General features: G+C 44.5%; 12 protein-coding genes, 3 tRNA genes and 1 pseudogene. 9 read left to right on the top strand and 7 right to left on the bottom strand.

Features of this window, described 5'->3' with window-relative positions; translation table 11 throughout:
- Positions 1–30: 30 nt before the first annotated feature.
- The 6 genes from E5Y90_RS09155 to pyrC all read right to left on the bottom strand — a co-directional run bounded on the left by E5Y90_RS09155 (position 31) and on the right by pyrC (position 5,526).
- Entirely contained in the window at positions 31–1,443 is a 1,413-nt protein-coding gene (locus E5Y90_RS09155) for an amino acid permease (protein ID WP_151204836.1), read from the bottom strand.
- 111 nt (positions 1,444–1,554) lie between these two features.
- Positions 1,555–1,630: transfer RNA gene (locus E5Y90_RS09150), tRNA-Glu, on the bottom strand.
- Between the two features lie 276 nt (positions 1,631–1,906).
- A complete protein-coding gene (locus E5Y90_RS09145) occupies positions 1,907–3,340 on the bottom strand; it encodes an amino acid permease (protein ID WP_174660046.1) in 1,434 nt (477 codons plus the stop codon).
- 411 nt (positions 3,341–3,751) lie between these two features.
- A tRNA-Glu gene (locus tag E5Y90_RS09135) sits at positions 3,752–3,827 on the bottom strand.
- Between the two features lie 20 nt (positions 3,828–3,847).
- Complete coding sequence (rnt, locus tag E5Y90_RS09130) at positions 3,848–4,507, bottom strand: ribonuclease T (protein ID WP_151204834.1); 660 nt, start codon at positions 4,505–4,507, stop codon at positions 3,848–3,850.
- Positions 4,492–5,526: a dihydroorotase gene (pyrC, locus tag E5Y90_RS09125; protein WP_151206009.1), complete on the bottom strand. Its 1,035-nt coding sequence runs from the start codon at positions 5,524–5,526 to the stop codon at positions 4,492–4,494. The genes rnt and pyrC overlap by 16 nt, the downstream gene beginning before the upstream one ends.
- Before the next feature lie 152 nt (positions 5,527–5,678).
- On the opposite strand from pyrC, the gene E5Y90_RS09120 reads away from it, so the two are divergent.
- A complete protein-coding gene (locus tag E5Y90_RS09120; protein WP_174660044.1) occupies positions 5,679–6,950 on the top strand; it encodes a GGDEF domain-containing protein in 1,272 nt (423 codons plus the stop codon).
- A 407-nt stretch (positions 6,951–7,357) separates the two neighbouring features.
- Here the strand turns inward: E5Y90_RS09120 and argG are convergent, their stop codons facing one another.
- The gene (gene argG / locus E5Y90_RS09115) at positions 7,358–8,698 is read right to left on the bottom strand and encodes an argininosuccinate synthase (protein ID WP_151204831.1); all 1,341 of its coding nucleotides are present in this window, start codon (positions 8,696–8,698) and stop codon (positions 7,358–7,360) included.
- Between the two features lie 247 nt (positions 8,699–8,945).
- Between argG and E5Y90_RS09110 the strand changes: the two genes are divergently transcribed.
- The 8 genes and pseudogenes from E5Y90_RS09110 (at position 8,946) to E5Y90_RS09080 (ending at position 17,441) form a co-directional block, all read left to right on the top strand.
- Positions 8,946–9,299: a hypothetical protein gene (locus E5Y90_RS09110; RefSeq protein ID WP_174660043.1), complete on the top strand. Its 354-nt coding sequence runs from the start codon at positions 8,946–8,948 to the stop codon at positions 9,297–9,299.
- 139 nt (positions 9,300–9,438) lie between these two features.
- Entirely contained in the window at positions 9,439–11,475 is a 2,037-nt protein-coding gene (locus E5Y90_RS09105; protein WP_174660042.1) for an NADPH-dependent 2,4-dienoyl-CoA reductase, read from the top strand.
- A gap of 86 nt (positions 11,476–11,561) precedes the next feature.
- Positions 11,562–11,651 (top strand) — tRNA-Ser (locus E5Y90_RS09100).
- 178 nt (positions 11,652–11,829) lie between these two features.
- Positions 11,830–11,919: pseudogene (locus E5Y90_RS17490) on the top strand (ferredoxin-NADPH reductase); the annotation flags it as partial.
- Positions 11,920–12,442: 523 nt separating this feature from the next.
- Complete coding sequence (locus E5Y90_RS09095; RefSeq protein WP_151206013.1) at positions 12,443–13,174, top strand: UTRA domain-containing protein; 732 nt, start codon at positions 12,443–12,445, stop codon at positions 13,172–13,174.
- Positions 13,175–13,339: 165 nt separating this feature from the next.
- Complete coding sequence (locus E5Y90_RS09090) at positions 13,340–14,383, top strand: putative 2-aminoethylphosphonate ABC transporter substrate-binding protein (protein ID WP_174660041.1); 1,044 nt, start codon at positions 13,340–13,342, stop codon at positions 14,381–14,383.
- Positions 14,384–14,538: 155 nt separating this feature from the next.
- Entirely contained in the window at positions 14,539–15,735 is a 1,197-nt protein-coding gene (locus tag E5Y90_RS09085) for an ABC transporter ATP-binding protein (protein ID WP_174660040.1), read from the top strand.
- Complete coding sequence (locus tag E5Y90_RS09080) at positions 15,729–17,441, top strand: putative 2-aminoethylphosphonate ABC transporter permease subunit (protein WP_174660039.1); 1,713 nt, start codon at positions 15,729–15,731, stop codon at positions 17,439–17,441. Before E5Y90_RS09085 ends, E5Y90_RS09080 begins: the two co-directional genes overlap by 7 nt.
- Positions 17,442–17,461: the final 20 nt, after the last annotated feature.

The following is a 17,461-nucleotide window of genomic DNA, read 5'->3' as shown; positions in this document are numbered from 1 at the left end:
CGAAAGCTGCTCTTTTGTTGGCTTTAAGCCCTACACTTTTTTGTGATAGAAGGCATAGTAGCTGGCATAACACACTGCAATAAACAGCAGACAGCCAAAGAAACTGATGCGCATGCTCGGATCAAAGACCATGCTGATACAGGTGATCAGGCAGAACAGGAAGCCTAAAATCGGTACAATCGGGAACAGTGGAGCTGCAAAGCCCAGTTCTTTGACACTATGACCATCCTTATACCATTGGCGGCGGAAATTGAACTGGCTCAAGCAGATACTCATCCAGACCACGACCATGGTAAATGCTGCGATACCCAACAAGTTGGTAAAAATAGTTTCCGGTGCAAACTGTTCTGACAATAGGCCCGGCATTGCGCCAATCATTGTCACAATGACTGCGATATAAGGAATTCCTTTGGCATTCACGCGTGAAAAGACAGCGGGCAACTGTTTGCTATAGGACAGTGACCACATCATGCGCGACGCGGCAAATAGGCCAGAGTTGGCTGCCGACAATAGTGCGGTGATAATAACAAAGCGAATAATATCTTCTGCATAGGGAATACCGATATGCTGGAATACGGTTACAAACGGACTGTTACTCACGCCTTCAACGGCCAGTCCTGCTTCTTGATGGGGCAGAAGTGAAGTTACCACCACAATCGTACCCACAAAGAAAATCAGCAGGCGGAAAATTGCGGTATTGATGGCTTTTGGCACGTTCTTGGCCGGGTCTTTGGTTTCACCTGCTGCGACCCCAATCAGTTCGGTGCCCGAGAAAGCAAAGTTCACAATCAGCATGGTGGTGAAAATCGGGAACAGTCCCTCAGGGAACCAGCCTTGGGCGGTCAGGTTACTGAACAGCGGTGCTGTTTCTTGGCCTTGATAATCCAGAACCCCGAAAATGGCCAATAAACCGAGCAGGATAAAGGCAATGACGGTGACGACTTTTACCAGCGCCAGCCAGAATTCGGATTCGGCAAACCAGCGGGTCGAAATCATATTCAGCGTGAAGACCAGCGCGCCAAAGACCAGCGTCCACATCCACATGGAACTGTCCGGAAGCCATTCCTGCATCAGCAAGGCGGCAGCGGTAAATTCAGTTCCCAGGGTCACCGACCAGGTCAGCCAGTAGAGCCAGGTAATGGTATAGCCTGTTCCTGGTCCAATATAGCGTTTGGCATAGGCGCCAAAAGAACCTGAATCAGGCATATGAACTGCAAGCTCACCCAGACAGAGCATCACCATATAAGCGATGATCCCGCCGAGGAAATAAGCAAGAATGGCACCTATTGGCCCCGTTTGTGCAATGACTTCACCCGAACCTAAAAACAGGCCTGTTCCAATTGCGCCGCCAAGCGAAATCATGACCAGATGTCGAGTACTCATAGCGCGTTTTAAAGGCGCAGAATTGCCCTGATGCGTAGCATCATTCGGAGATGAATGCATAGGAGTCAAAAAAACCAGAGAAGTAAAGCGGGTTATTGTAGTGAAAAACTACAAATCTGCAATGTATTAATATGGATTGTGTCTAAGGCTTGATCAGATGTGATCAATAGATGGCGTCCCTACGGGGATTCGAACCCCGGTTACCGCCGTGAAAGGGCGATGTCCTAGGCCTCTAGACGATAGGGACGTTGCGAGGTGATGCGTATATTAAGGACTCAGCTTAAATTTGTCAAAAGGCTTTTTATGAAAACTTATTTAATAGTTTAAACAATAAGCAAAACATAAGATTATTTTATTGGAATAGGAGAGTTCAGGTGATTTTTAACTCTGAATAGAGGGTCTGTTGATATTTCATAAATGGATTGCGTGGTCGCAAACATCCATGAAGGGTCAACAGGCCCTCGCATAAACCCAATAAAAATTGGGCTTATTGCAGCAATGCTAAGAATTTTTAGTGTAGAACCTAAGGTTTTGGATGATATAGCCAGTAATAGCTGGCATAGCAGGCAGCCATAAATAACAGACAGCCGATAAAGCCCGACAGCATTTCAGGATCTGCTGCCATACTCAGGCCGGTCGCAGTACAGGCAATAAAGCCGAGAATCGGTACCAGCGGGAACCACGGGGTACGGAATTTAAGCTCGGATACACTGCGGCCCTGTTTAAGCCACTGACGACGGAAATTAAACTGGCTCCAGCAGATACTCATCCATACAATTACCATGGTAAAGGCCGCTACACCGAGCAGGTTTTTAAAGATGACATCGGCTTCGAACTGTTCAGACAATAAGCCCGGTAAGCCGCCAATCATGGTCACCCAAACCGCAATATAAGGCACGCCAGACTTGCTGACCTTGGCAAATACCCGGGGCAGCTGATTTTGTGAAGACAGCGCCCACATCATGCGCGAAGCGGCATAAAGGCCAGAGTTGGCTGTAGATAACAGTGCGGTAATGATCACAAAGCGGATAAAGTCCTCAGCATATGGAATCCCCATCTGGGTAAATACCGAGACGAAAGGACTGCTACTCAAGCCCCCATCTCCGCCCACCTGTAAACCAGCGTCAGTGTAGGTCAGTAAAGAACTGATGACGATAATGGTGCCGACAAAGAAAATGATCAGGCGCCAGACCGCTGCATGAATGGCCTTTGGCACATTTTTCTCAGGATTTTCTGTTTCACCGGCGGCAATCCCGATCATTTCTGTGCCGTTAAAGGCGAAGTTCACGATGAGCAGGGTGGTAAACAGTGGAATCAAGCCATTGGGTAGCCAGCCATGTTCGGTCAGATTGCCGAAGAGGGGGGCAAATTCATAGCCCTGAAAAGGAATAAAACCAAAGATACAGCCAAAGCCCAGAATAATGAAGATCAGGACGGTAGCCACTTTCACCAGCGACAGCCAGAATTCAGACTCTGCAAAAGTACGGGTTGAGCTGAGGTTGGAGAGCAGCACGCCAGCAGCAAAGATCAGCGTCCATAACCAGATAGACGTCTGAGGGAACCATTCCTGCATAAGAATGGCAGCAGCGGTAAATTCAGTCCCGAGAGTTGCAGACCAGCCGAGCCAGTACATCCAGGACACCATATAGCCTGTACCCGGACCAATATAATTTGTAGCAAAAGCACCGAATGAACCGGATACTGGCAAATGTACAGCCAGCTCACCCAGGCATAGCATGACCATATAGGCAATCAGGCCCCCGACAATATAAGCCAGCACTGCCCCTAAAGGACCTGCCTGAGAGATGACTTCACCTGAGCCCATGAACAGGCCGGTGCCAATGGCCCCCCCAAGGGAAAGCATAATCAGATGACGGGTGCCCATGGCACGTTTTAAAGAAGGGGTATGTCCCTCATCAACAGGGGACTGCTGTGAAGGAGGAGAAGCAGGTTGCATAAATGAATTGGGAAATGTACTTGAAAAAGACTATTCTAGTTTTAATTGAATGAAATTTCACATAAATTGGAATTTTTTATAAATTAATTGCTTTTATTTAAGAAATAGGTAAAAAGACCACTCATTTTAGTGGTCTGGAGTCGAATAGCGCGGTTGTTCTGCCGGTTTAGTGGAAGAAGGAGTCGGCTCTGACTGGGTTGTTGCAGTATCATCACCGGAGACCATGTACAGGTACAAAGCCGAAGGAGCCAGAATTATCAGAACCAGTAAGATCTTTTTTAACATGACGACAATATAAAATAGGGAACTGGATGAATTATAGCTGAAGCAGACTCAAAAAGGCAGTTAAGCAGGTACGAGTACAGCTGGGCTTCTCAGATAAAGTGCAACCATGATTTTGAAAACAGAAGATGGCGTCCCTACGGGGATTCGAACCCCGGTTACCGCCGTGAAAGGGCGATGTCCTAGGCCTCTAGACGATAGGGACGTTTAGAAGATGGCGGTATCTTATTGATCCGCCACCCAAGTGTCAAGCAGGTGAGGTGCGAGTTTGTTTAAAATATAGCAAAACAGTTCAGCCGTCTTTTGCGTATCGTATAATGCAGAATGGGCTTCTTTGCCATCAAACTCAATTCCAGCCTGAATACAGGATTTTGCCAGGACGGTCTGACCGAACATTACCGCGCTTAAGGTCACAGTATCAAAGACAGAAAAACTGTGAAACGGGTTCTGGTTTTTGGTTCCGGTACGGGCAATCGCGGCCTGTACAAAGCCTAAGTCAAAATGCGCATTGTGTCCGACCAAAACTGCATGGGTGCAGTTTTGCTGACGACGTACCTCATTGACTGATTTGAAAATACGCTTTAATGCAGTTTTTTCATCTTCAGCCATGGCGATCCGCATGGGATTGGAGGGATCAATTCCAATAAACTCCAGAGAGCGGCGATCTAGGTTGGCGCCTTCAAAAGGATTGATATGGGCATGAAAAGCTTCACCTGGCATAAACTGGCCATCTTCATTATATACAATCGGAATGGCTGCGATTTCTAACAGGGCATCAGTCTGTGCATTAAAACCTGCTGTTTCAACATCGACAACAACAGGTAAAAATCCACGGAAACGCTGACCAATGACTGGAAGAGTTTCAATTGTCACATTTTTCTCCATTGGATGGTCTTCCCGGCATAAAGCGGAATAATCTGTTCACCATCCAAGTAGTCTAGACTTTCAGGAATCACCTGGTCTTCTTTGACCAGTGTAATCGTATTGGTATTGCGTGGCAGACCGTAGAAATCTGCTCCAAAGTGGCTGGCAAAGCCTTCCAGACGTTCAATCTTACCAACCTGATCAAATGCTTGGGCATACAGCTCGATTGCCGTCGGTGCGCTATAGCAACCCGCACAGCCACAAGCATTTTCTTTGGCATTCTTGGAGTGCGGCGCACTGTCCGTACCCAGGAAGAATTTAGGGTTACCACTAGTGGCCACTTCCAGCAGAGTCTGCTGATGCGTTTGACGTTTTAAAATTGGCAAACAGTAGAAGTGCGGTTTCACCCCCCCGACCAGCATATCATTGCGGTTAAACAACAGATGCTGTGGAGTAATGGTGGCCGCTACATTGCGATCCTGTTCCAGTACAAAGTTCGCCGCTTCACTGGTGGTGATATGCTCAAGGACCAGTTTCAGTTTCGGAAACTGTCTTAGCAAAGGTGCCAGAACCTCGTCCAGAAAACGTTTTTCACGGTCAAAAATATCCACATGATGCTGGGTGACTTCACCATGTAGAAGTAATGGCACCTGGTGCTCTTCCAGTTGTTCAATGACGGCATAGACTTTGCTGATGTCACTCACGCCGCTATCCGAGTTGGTGGTTGCACCGGCAGGGTAGAGCTTGATGGCATTGACATAGGCAGAGTTTTTAATCTTTTGGACTTCGCTTGGCAAAGTATTGTCAGTGAAATACAGCACCATACGGGGATCAAAATCACAGCCTTCCGGTACGTGCGCCATAATGCGTTCACGGTAGCTGAGGGCTTCTTCCACCGTTTTAACCGGGGGAACAAGATTCGGCATACAGATCGCACGGGAAAACTGTTTGGCCAAATCAGGAACGGTGCGTTGTAGTGCTAAACCATCACGCAGATGAGCATGCCAGTCGTCTGGCTGAAGAATCGTAATCGTATCCAAGGTGAATTCAATCGGAGAAATAAAACAAATGATAATCCATCTATAGCAAAAATGGTAACGAGAAAGGGATATAAAATAAATGAGCACTATAAATTAATTTATAAAAGTATGTTATTTTGTAATTAATAAAAAAATTACATAAATACTTGGCAATGGACTACAAGTACAATCTTGCAAAATTGCAGAACGACAAAGAAAAAATAGAACAGCTTATTGCAAGCCAAAGTCAGCGTATCGGCTCAATATTTCCGAAAAGTCTGGAGCAGGAGTTTTGCAGCAAACATTTGGAACGTGCACGCAAGCATGTGGAAAAATACGTCTGGGGAGGCGTGTTGAGCTATTTCATTTTTTTGCTGATCATGATTCCCACCGATTACTGGATTGCTGATCCCCAGTATTTCTTGCATGATTTCATACTCTGCCTGTTAGGCTTGCTAAATGGTGCAATCTCTCTGGTACTCTTCTATCTGGCCGCGTCGCTCCCCAAACTGAAACGCTTTTTTTCGCAAGCCTCAATGATATTGGTGTTCTGGTTGCTGGTGTCTATTTCTTATATCAACATGTCTATGCAGGCCGAGAGCTTACAACATCAGTCAATGGCGATCATGACGATCATTTATATTCTGGGCTATATCTTGACCGGGATTAAACCTGTGCAGATGCTGATCACCGGCTTAATGGCAGCGCTCACTACGATCCTGCTGCTGCTCAGCATGGCGGTGGTGTTTAATCCGCTGGTGTTTGGCCGGATTCTGGTGGGAAGTTGTTTGCTGGGTTATGTAATTAGTCACATGATTTTTGCACGGGAAAGAATGATCTTTTTATACAGTAGGCGTGCCAAAATCAGTGAAAAAATCCAGCGTATTCACACCACCGAGCTGTTGCATCTAAGTCAGCATGACGAGCTGACTAAAATTTCTAATCGTCGAACTCTGGATGAAACCCTGGATGTCTTTTTCAGGCAGGCACAGTGTAATGAAAGTGCCTTAGCCATCCTGTTTATCGACGTGGATTTTTTTAAAAATTATAATGATTATTATGGGCACCAAAAAGGTGATGATGTCATTTCCAGTATTGCCTTAACCATTAAAAATGCGATTCGCCATATGGACTTTGTCGCGCGTTATGGCGGTGAAGAATTCGTGGTGCTGCTGCCGGAAACTGACGCACACGGGGCCTATGCAGTGGCTTCCAATATTTTAAAAGCGATTGATCGACTGCGAATTCCTCATGAAAAATCTCATATCTCTGATCAGATTACGATCAGCTTAGGCATCACGGTCTATCGTAGTGAAGAAAATCTTGATAAGGACAGTTTATTGCAGATTGCCGATCAGGCATTGTATCGGGCCAAGCAGTTGGGACGTAACCAGATTTATTATCAGTCGATTCGCTCAGTAAATGCAGGTATGGTGAATTCTTGAAATAAACGCTACTCAATAGTGTTTCTAAATATAAGTCATTGATTTTAAGTTGAATATTTTTCGTAATGTATGAGGGTGAAAAGGGCAGATGTTTAAGCCAGAAATGCGAGAGACAAATGAAAAGCTTTTCTTGCTGACTGTATATATTTAATCCTATCTGCGCTTTCAAAAGCAAAGAAGGCAAGCTTGCAGCAAAATATTAGAATTAAATTTGTCCAATAGCTGAGAGTTGCTTTAAAAAATCAGGAAACTGATCAGGGACGATTTTAAATGCTGAGTTGCTTTAAAAATTATTTATTGTCTTTCTAGGCCGCTGATAAAGCATAAAAAATGCCAGTCAATGTTTAACTGACTGGCATTGCTCATCAAAAGCGGTTTTACAACTTAAAGGAGTTGACCCGAAGGACTTAGTTTTTGTCTTTAAGTTGAGGAACAGCAGAACCTGTACCTACAGATAACAAACCAGAATCTGTATAGATGCCTAATTTTGCACGAGTGTCAGTGATGTCCAGGTTACGCATGGTCAATTGACCGATACGATCCATAGGAGAGAACATTGAATCAGCTTTCTCCATGGTCAAACGCTCAGCTTCATAAGTCAGGTTTGGAGATTCAGTGTTCATAATGGTGTAGTCATTACCACGGCGTAGCTCAAGCGTTACAGTACCTGTGACGGCTTTTGCGACCCAACGCTGTGCAGTTTCACGCAGCATTAAGGCTTGAGAATCGAACCAGCGACCTTGGTAAAGTAGGCGGCCTAAACGTAAACCGTTGATACGATATTGTTCAATCGTATCTTCGTTATGGATACCTGTTACCAGACGTTCATAAGCGATGTGAAGCAGCGCCATACCCGGAGCTTCATAGATACCACGAGATTTCGCTTCGATGATACGGTTTTCGATCTGGTCTGACATACCTAGACCATGACGGCCACCAATACGGTTCGCTTCAAGAATAAACTCCACCGGATCTTCGATACGTTGACCATTGATTGCAACCGGGAAGCCTTCTTCAAAAGTAATCGATACTTCTTCAGGCGTAACCTCAACATCTTCTTTCCAGAAAGCTACCCCCATGATTGGCTCAACGATTTTAATGCCAGCATCCAGGTATTCAAGATCTTTGGCTTCGTGAGTTGCACCCAACATATTTGAGTCAGTTGAGTAAGCTTTTTCTTTTGACATTTTGTAGTCAAAGCCATTGTCGATCAGGAACTGTGACATTTCTGCACGGCCACCTAGTTCGTCAATAAACGTCTGGTCTAACCAAGGCTTGTAGATCTTAAGTGCCGGGTTGGTCAACAGACCATAGCGGTAGAAACGTTCGATGTCGTTTCCTTTATAGGTCGAACCATCACCCCAGATGTTGACATCATCTTCTTTCATAGCAGTTACAAGCATCGTACCTGTTACTGCACGGCCAAGTGGCGTGGTATTAAAATAAGGAACGCCACCTGTAGAAATATGGAATGCACCACATTGAATGGCTGCAATACCTTCTAATGCAAGTTGTAGGCGACAGTCGATCAAACGTGCTTTTACAGCGCCATAAGCTTCAGCTTTTTGGGGAATTGCATCGTAATCGTCTTCATCAGGCTGACCCAGGTTTGCTGTGTAAGCATAAGGCTCAGCGCCTTTTTGTTTCATCCACAAAAGAGCTGCAGAAGTATCTAGACCACCAGAAAAGGCAATACCAACTTTTTTACCTACTGGGACATTCTGCAAGATAGTTGCATTATCAGACATTGTTCATCCTAATGATATGAAATAGGCACGCCAGAAGTGGTGGCCTGAAAAAAACATATATTGTATCAATTGTATCATTATTTTATTTAGGTGTGCTTTAGAAAAGGAAAACTCGGTTTAAAATTTGAAATCAATAGTCTGAAATCACTTCAAATACGCTTGTTTTTTTGAAAATACTGCTGAATATCAGCAATATTCGCTATATTCATCATTAATAGATAAAAAGTGATTCGCTGAGGCACCCAAAATGACGACACGTATTCCCCCTTTACCCAACCTGAATTCTAAACCCAAAAATGAAACCCTGGCCTTGATCCATGGTATTTATGCCGGTCTGCTGGTGTTTACTACGATTGTATTCGGCTATCTGGAATATCAGCAGTCGACAATTTCAGTTATGAGCTTAGGGTTTATCCTGTTATTGCTCGCGTTGATGATTTACCTGAATATTCAGGCATCGCTTAAGGTCAAACAGGGCAATCGCGGTGGTCGGACACTGTCCAGAATCATGGCCATTCTGATGCTGCTCAGTTTTCCAGTCGGTACAGTTTTAGGCGTGATTGCCTTGTGGAAAGCAAGCGCACGGCAATGGCAACAGTAATTGAAAAAGCCAGATGCGGCATGACGACACAGATTGGGATTTATGCCTGAGAAAGCAGACCTGATAGTCATAAAAAGCCGTGTGAAATCAGTTAAAGTAAGAGGAATAGGCTTGGGCTAAATAAAAACAGGAAGATCTTATGACCAATACGCGTTATGCGAATATTTTAAAACCATTACATTTGGGGTTTACGACGATTAAAAATCGGGTAGTAATGGGTTCAATGCATACAGGGCTGGAAGACCGTTTTTATAATTATCCGAAACTGGCTGCCTATTTTGGTGAGCGTGCCAAAGGTGGCGTGGGGCTATTAATTACTGGCGGGATTTCACCTAACCGTCAGGGCTGGTTACTGCCTGCCGGCGGAACTATGAATACGCTGGGAGATATTGCTCCACACCGTCTGGTCACGCATGCCGTCCATAAACATGGCGCCAAAATTCTTTTACAGATTCTGCATGCGGGCCGTTATGGCTATCAGCCTTTTGTGGTTTCAGCCAGCCCGATCAAGTCACCGATTTCACCTTTTAAACCTCGCCAGATGTCTGAAAAACAGATTCTGGAAACTATTCAGGACTATGCCAAAACTGCCAGTCTGGCCAAAAAAGCAGGCTATGACGGGGTCGAAATTATGGGTTCTGAAGGCTATTTACTAAACCAGTTTCTTAGCCGGCATGTGAATCAGCGTACTGACCGCTGGGGCGGGTCAATTGAAAACCGCATGCGTTTTGCATTAGAAATTGTTAAAGCCATCCGTGCAGAAGTGGGTGAGAAATTTATTATCTGCTTCCGCTTGTCCTTGCTGGACCTGGTGCATGACGGTAACACCATGCAGGAAGTGATTACGGTGGCTCAGGCCCTGGAAAAAACCGGTATTACCTTGCTAAATACCGGGATTGGCTGGCATGAGGCACGTATTCCTACCATTGTAACTTCTGTGCCGCGAGCAGCTTTTGTTGATTACACGGCAGAAGTTAAAAAGCATGTCACCGTCCCGGTAATTGCATCGAACCGGATTAACATGCCGGATACAGCAGAAGCGATTTTGGCCTCTGGTCAGGCCGATATGATTCAAATGGCACGACCATTATTGGCAGATGCTTTCTGGGTCAATAAAACGGCAACCAATCGGGTCGATGAAATCAACACGTGCATTGCCTGCAACCAGGCCTGTCTGGATCATACTTTTAAAAATAAACGGGCAACCTGTCTGGTCAATCCGCGCGCCGCCTACGAAACTGAACTGGTATATGTAAAAACCAAAAAACCGAAAAGTATCGCCGTCGTTGGTGGAGGTGTTGCCGGCATGTCGGCAGCGAGCGTTGCTGCCAGTCGCGGCCATGAGGTGACTTTATTTGAAGCAAGTGATGAAGTTGGCGGGCAGTTTAACCTGGCCAAAGTCATACCGGGCAAAGAAGAGTTCCATGAAACGATTCGCTATTTCAAGGTGCAGCTGGAAAAAAATGGGGTGGATGTTCGTCTGAATACCCAGGTCAATCAAGAACAGCTGGAACGCGAAGGCTTTGATGAAGTCATTATTGCCACAGGGGTGATTCCGCGTACGTTGAAAATTCCGGGTAGTGAGGCGCCACAAGTGCTGTCTTATGCAGAAGTTCTACGGGGTGCACCGGTAGGTGATCGGGTTGCAGTGATTGGGGCAGGTGGGATCGGCTTTGATGTTTCAGAATTTTTGTTAAAACCCCCGCATCAGCCTCAGCCACAACCGCTGGAAGACTGGAAGCGTGAATGGGGAGTTGATCCGAATCCAAACTATATCAGCGAAGGCGGAATGCAGCCTGCTGAAGTAGAACCGCCAATCCGGGAAATTTATTTGCTACAACGTAAAACCACTGCTCTTGGCGCAGGTCTGGGTAAAACTTCCGGCTGGGTACACCGTGCACAATTAAAGAAACACGGTGTACGCATGCTGCGGGGAGTGCAGTATAAAGCAGTCACGGATGAAGGCTTATGGATTGAAGTTGATGGTCATGACCAGTTACTGCGTGTAGATAGTGTGGTGGTCTGTGCAGGTCAGGAATCGGTCAAAGCATTAATGCCAGCCGAAGGTCAACATACGCTGGCCAATTATCATATTATTGGTGGGGCCAAGCTTGCGGCTGAGCTGGATGCTAAACGTGCAATCCGTGAGGGTGCTGAATTGGCAGCTAAATTGTAAGAGTTGATGAAACTATATGCAGTTAATTGCATTCATTGTACTTTTCACTTGTCAGCTGGCTGAAAGATTCGTATGATGGCGGCCATGGAAGCGTGGCAGAGCGGTTTAATGCACCGGTCTTGAAAACCGACGAGGGTGTGAGTCCTCCGTGAGTTCGAATCTCACCGCTTCCGCCAAATAGCTAAAAGACCCTTGATCATCAAGGGTCTTTTTTTTTGGGGCGTGATTTTAGTTGTATACATGAATACATGATTGGCGGCTGCTTATTTAGGTGAGCTTGAGGCAAACTGTGCCCAATGCATATATTCATCACGGTAATAATGAAGCTAATGACACGTATCAATGACAGCACTAATCTGTGGTACTTGTGAAACTGCGATTTTGCAAGCTGAAGCTGAACACTTTGACTACTAGCTTGATAGGGATGAAAAAGCATCACGATAAAATATGATGATTTGTATTGCTCGTGTGAAAGCTAAAGAAATGACTGTGGACCTTGGATATTTGAAGGCTGTCTTGGAGGTCTGAAATGAAGGTCATCATCTCAATCTCTTTATTTATCTGAATTGTGGAAAATAAATGAACCTGAAAAAGTGGCTGATACTCATTAAGAGCTTACTGGGTAGTTTATTCCTTGAGCCCCCTTGTTCGGTTTTCTATGTTTTTTTGCATAATTGATGACTTTTAGAAATTCGAAGGCCTCTAGGGGTATGGGGAGTTTTTAAAACACCGCGATCTGCATTTGAGAGTACGACCTGCTCAATAGAAAAAATTTAATAAGCATAACCATCTATATAAAAGAGAATTTTCTATTCAGAAGCCTATTTTTTTATGTATGCTGAATCAAAGTCAACTCTTTAATTAATGGAATGAGTGGCCTAAGCAGAATAGGAGTTATTATTGATTTTCATCACTTTGAAATTAAAAATTTAGTATAGTGGTTTAAGTTTTTTTAAAATTTACCTTTATGTCTGATTTGGCTACAACTTCCCAGCGTATTCCTAAATATATAGCGATAAGAGATGCAATTGCCCATGAAATTGAGTCGGGCCAATTAAGCAGTAATACAAAATTAGCCTCTGAGCGCTTACTATCGGAGCAGTTTTCAACAACACGTGTTGCGGTCAGAGAAGCACTTTTAGCGCTTGAAATGGATGGTTTAATTTATCGTTTAGACCGTCGCGGCTGGTTTGTGCGTGCCCCCCGCATTGCCTATCGGCCGCAATCTACCAAAAGCTTTAATCAATATGTACAAGAGCAAGGAAGTGTTCCCGCCACAGAGCTTATTTCAGCAGAGCTGGTATCTGCAACTCAATGGGATGCAAAACATTTAAATCTGAATGTTGGAGATCAAGTCTATTCAATTTGGCGTCGACGCACAATTAATGGCCGTCCTGCTGTGGTTGAACATATCCGAGTAAACGCAACACTCTTTCCAGAGTTTTTAGCACAGAACTTGGAAAACTCAATCACTGTACTAATGGCTGAAAAATATCAGCGACAGCTTACGCGAGCACATATCCATCTTTATCCAACTGCTTTTGCTGAACAACAGGCTAAGGCCCTACATGTCAATGTAGGAAGCATGGGATTATATATTTGTCGAACCAATCGTGATCAAAACGGCATCATTACTGATGTCGATCAGGAATATTGGCTCCATGATGTACTGGATTTACATTTTGAAGCTTCAACTTAGAGCGGGTTGAAAAGTAAAATTATTTCAACAATGATCTAGCTTCATTGATAACCTGGCCTTAATTAAAATAAAAAACCAATCTGGTTTAAACCAGATTAATTAAACTGTCATAAATATTTGCTGAAATACTGATTATCAAGAAGCCGCATTCACTAGGAATGGCAGATGAGTCAGTATTTAAAACAGTGTAAAAAAAAGATTGGTTTATGTGTCCTGAGCCTTGGTACGGCTTATTTGATATCAGGATGTACCACCAGTTCAGTTTCACCAGATGCTGAACAAATTACGGTTTATACCGCCGTAGAAGCCGATCAGCTCAAACGTTATCAATGGGAACTACGCAAAGCGCATCCTGAATTAAAAGTAAAATGGGTCCGTGATTCTACCGGTGTCATTACTGCAAAACTGCTGGCAGAACAAAAAAATCCGCAAGCAGATGTAGTGATGGGCCTGGCCTTGACCAGTTTATTGGTGATGGAAAAACAGCAGATGCTACAGCCGTATCGGCCGCAAAATGTTGAACAGTTAAAGCCTGAGTTTTATAGCCAGAAAGAAATTCCGACCTGGACAGGCATGACGGCCTGGGAATCGGCGGTATGTGTTAATCGAGTCGAGTTAAAGAAGAAAAATCTCCCGATGCCGCAAACCTGGCAAGATCTCAGTAAACCGATTTATAAGAATATGATCGTGATGCCAAACCCGGCCTCGAGTGGTACAGGTTATTTGGATGTCACGGCATGGATGCAGATTTTTGGTGAAAAGCAAGCCTGGTCTTATATGCAGGCATTGGACAAAAATGTTTCTCAATATGTTCACTCTGGTTCCAAGCCTTGCAAAATGGCGGCACAAGGTGAAACCGTGATTGGCATTTCATTCGGTTACCCGGGCTTTAAACTCAAATCCCGTGGTGCGCCGTTAGAGGTGATTTATCCTAAAGAAGGTTTGGGTTGGGACATGGAAGCCTCTGCAATTGTAAAAGGCACCAAGAAATTGAGCAGCGCACAGAAATTTATTGATTGGACTGTCAGTCAGGCCGCGAATCAGGCGTATGCGCAAAATTTTTCCATGGTTGCCCATCAACATGTCCAAAGTAGCAATACCGATTTCCCCAAAGATCTGCCAGAAAAACTGGTGAAAAATGATTTTTACTGGGCGGCAGCGCAGCGCGACACAATTTTAAAAAAATGGTCAGCACAGTTCGAGAAGTAAATTAGAAATTAGATGAATTAGCCATTTCTCCGGTAGCGATTCTTCCCGGCAATTCCTGCATCAGGATTCCGGGTGAGATAGAAAAAAGACAATAGTGCTTCTACTGAAATTGAAGAAATGTCATTTAAATAAATGAAATTAGAATTAGGTACAGTATGCAAATTCCAACTTATTTACAAAACTCTCTGCCTCCAACAGGGGAAAAGTTGTCAGCGGGACATTTACTGTCAACTTTAAAAAACTATCCAACTGCCAATGCGAAAGTGGTACTCGAAGCTGTAGATATTCAAAAATCTTTTGCCCACACAAAAGTATTGGAACATATCAATTTAGATTTAAAAGCGGGGGAGTTTGTCAGCTTTTTAGGCCCCTCAGGCTGCGGAAAAACCACATTGCTACGTATTATTGCAGGTCTGGAACAGCCCGATTATGGCCGGATTATTAAACAGCATGTCGATATTACCCACCTGAATACTGCCAGACGCAAATGCGGGATTGTGTTTCAAAACTATGCTTTGTTTCCAAATTTAACCGTTGCAGAAAACATTGCTTTTGGCCTGCATAAAAAACAATGGACAGCGGCACAAATCCAAACACGCATTACTGAGTTATTACAGCTGATTGAACTGCCGGAGATTAGTGATAAATATCCAAACCAATTGTCGGGTGGGCAGCAGCAGCGTGTTGCACTAGCACGGGCCATTGCCCCGAAACCCGACATTTTGTTGCTGGATGAACCGTTGTCTGCCTTGGATGCCTTGGTGCGTTTAAATCTGCGTCAGAAAATCCGTGCCATTCAACAGCAACTGAATTTACCTGCAATTATGGTCACTCATGATCAGGAAGAAGCTTTAAGTATTTCCGATCGTGTTGCAGTGATGAATAAAGGCCTGATTGAACAGCTGGATACTCCGCACAATATTTACTATAAGCCACAAACCCGTTTTGTCGCGCAATTTATCGGCACCATGAACTTTATTCAGGCCACAGCAATTTCAACCCATAGCTTAAAGATTGCCGGGCAATATGAGTTGGATCATCCAAGCATAACTTTTAGGGCAGGCGAGCAACTCGAGATTGCATTTAGACCAGAAAATATTGAATTGGCTCTAAAACCAGAAGAGCGTAAAGGACAATTTAGTTTAGCTGTCCGTATTTTAAATATGGAATTTCTTGGCGCGAAGCGTCGCCTGTTTTGTGAATTGAAACAAAATGACCCACAGGCTGCGCCAGTCCAATTGCAAATTGATATTGAAAATCAGCAACTCATGAACTTAGCAGATGACATGTGGCTACAAATCCCGACTCAGGCTTTACATGTGTTTGACTTGCAAGGAATAGCCAGATGTTAAATCAGTCGACCGCAGAAGCCATTTTAAACAGTAAAAAATCCAAACCTTCATTGTATTCATTACGTTCTAGTGCAGTGCTGTTCGTTGCTGCAATAGTACTGACCCTAAGCCTCATTGTACCGCTGTTATTATTATTGCAAAGCGCATTTTTGGATGAAAATCAGAAGTTTGTCGGCCTGCAAAATTTTATAGCCTATTTTTCCAATCCAGCTCTGTTGTCCTCTATCTTCAACTCCGTCTGGATTGCCTGTACCGCGATGCTGGTGACCGTGAGTTTGGCCAGTATTTATGCATTTGCCTTGACCAACACACATATGCGAGGCAAGGCATTTTTTAAAACCGTGGCATTTTTGCCGATTTTAGCTCCCTCGCTCTTACCTTCATTGGCTCTGGTCTATCTGTTCGGACAGCAGGGGGTGTTCAAAGGTCTGCTGGGAGATATGCAAATTTATGGGCCTTTGGGTATTCTTATCAGTTACTGTTTCTGGCTGTTTCCTGCCATGGTTATGCTGATGATGGCCTCCTTTCGCAATATTGACCAGCGTTTAATTGAAGCTTCTCACGTTTTAGGTAAAAACAGTTGGCAGACGCATTGGGCGGTCACTTTACCTGCCATCCGTTACGGACTGGTCAGTGCCTGTCTGGTGGCATTTACTTATGTGATTACCGATTTTGGTATTCCCAAGGTAATTGGTGGCTCGTTCAATATGATGGCTTTGGATGTTTATAAGCAAATTATTGGCCAGCAAAATATGAATATGGGGGCAGTAATTTCTATTCTGCTGCTTTGTCCTGCCGTGATGGCCTTTATTTTTGACCGCTATCAAAGCCGTCGTCAGGCCCGCTTCCAGAGCTTCCAGATCCAGCCTTATCGTATCAAGAACAATCCGCGTCTGGAAAAGCTGCTGACCATATTTTGCAGCGTGATTGCAGGCAGTATTTTATTAATTGTGATTACTGCAATCTTGGCTTCTTTTATCCGCTATTGGCCGTACGATCTTTCGCTGACGCTGAACCATTACCGCTTCGACTACGTGGATGGTGGTGGCTGGTCCAGTTATTTCAACTCCATTCAGCTGGCACTTTGGAGCACACTGGCCGGTACGATACTGATTTTCATCATTGCTTTATTTACCGAGCGTTTTAAAGCTCATCCTGTGATTAAAAATTATGTGCAGATGCTGGTTTTATTACCATTGGCCGTACCTGGGTTGGTACTCGGGATAGCCTATATCCTGTTTTTTAATCAGCCTGAAAATCCCACGTCGGTGCTATATGGTTCATTAACCTTATTAGTGATTTCGACCATTATCCATTACTACACCGTGCCGCATTTAACCTTGAGCAATGCCATTAAACAGATTCCGACCCAACTGGATCATGCTGCGCAAAGTCTGGGAGCCTCAAATTGGAAAATGTTTTACAAAGTCTATTTGCCTTTAACCTTTCCTGCGTTATGTGATGTGTCGGTCTATATCTTTGTCAATGCCATGACGACGGTTTCAGCGGCCATTTTCCTTTACTCACCGGATACCAATTTGGCTTCGGTGGCCGTGCTGAATATGGATGATGCCGGGGATACCGTGGCAGCGGTTGCCATGAGCATTTTGATTTTAGTGACATCCTGTGTAGTCAAGCTGTTGCACTGGCTGTTGACCCGGAAAATGATGAAGTCGAGTCAGCGCTGGCGCGAGCATCAGCATTAGGTGAGAAAAGAGCTCTATTT

The organism is Acinetobacter sp. 10FS3-1 (assembly GCF_013343215.1).
GTDB classification, from domain to species: Bacteria; Pseudomonadota; Gammaproteobacteria; order Pseudomonadales; family Moraxellaceae; genus Acinetobacter; species Acinetobacter lwoffii_C.
Note: the sequence above shows the minus strand (reverse complement) of the source record. Positions and strands in the feature narration are given on the sequence as shown.

Bases quoted from the DNA above. Each gene is read 5' to 3' on its own strand.
- E5Y90_RS09110 (WP_174660043.1), top strand. From the start codon at position 8,946: ATGACGACACGTATTCCCCCTTTACCCAACCTGAATTCTAAACCCAAA.
- E5Y90_RS09120 (WP_174660044.1), top strand. From the start codon at position 5,679: ATGGACTACAAGTACAATCTTGCAAAATTGCAGAACGACAAAGAAAAA.
- E5Y90_RS09145 (WP_174660046.1), bottom strand. From the start codon at position 3,340: ATGCAACCTGCTTCTCCTCCTTCACAGCAGTCCCCTGTTGATGAGGGA.
- argG (WP_151204831.1), bottom strand. From the start codon at position 8,698: ATGTCTGATAATGCAACTATCTTGCAGAATGTCCCAGTAGGTAAAAAA.
- E5Y90_RS09105 (WP_174660042.1), top strand. From the start codon at position 9,439: ATGACCAATACGCGTTATGCGAATATTTTAAAACCATTACATTTGGGG.
- E5Y90_RS09080 (WP_174660039.1), top strand. From the start codon at position 15,729: ATGTTAAATCAGTCGACCGCAGAAGCCATTTTAAACAGTAAAAAATCC.
- E5Y90_RS09085 (WP_174660040.1), top strand. From the start codon at position 14,539: ATGCAAATTCCAACTTATTTACAAAACTCTCTGCCTCCAACAGGGGAA.
- E5Y90_RS09095 (WP_151206013.1), top strand. From the start codon at position 12,443: ATGTCTGATTTGGCTACAACTTCCCAGCGTATTCCTAAATATATAGCG.
- E5Y90_RS09090 (WP_174660041.1), top strand. From the start codon at position 13,340: ATGAGTCAGTATTTAAAACAGTGTAAAAAAAAGATTGGTTTATGTGTC.
- rnt (WP_151204834.1), bottom strand. From the start codon at position 4,507: ATGGAGAAAAATGTGACAATTGAAACTCTTCCAGTCATTGGTCAGCGT.
- E5Y90_RS09155 (WP_151204836.1), bottom strand. From the start codon at position 1,443: ATGCATTCATCTCCGAATGATGCTACGCATCAGGGCAATTCTGCGCCT.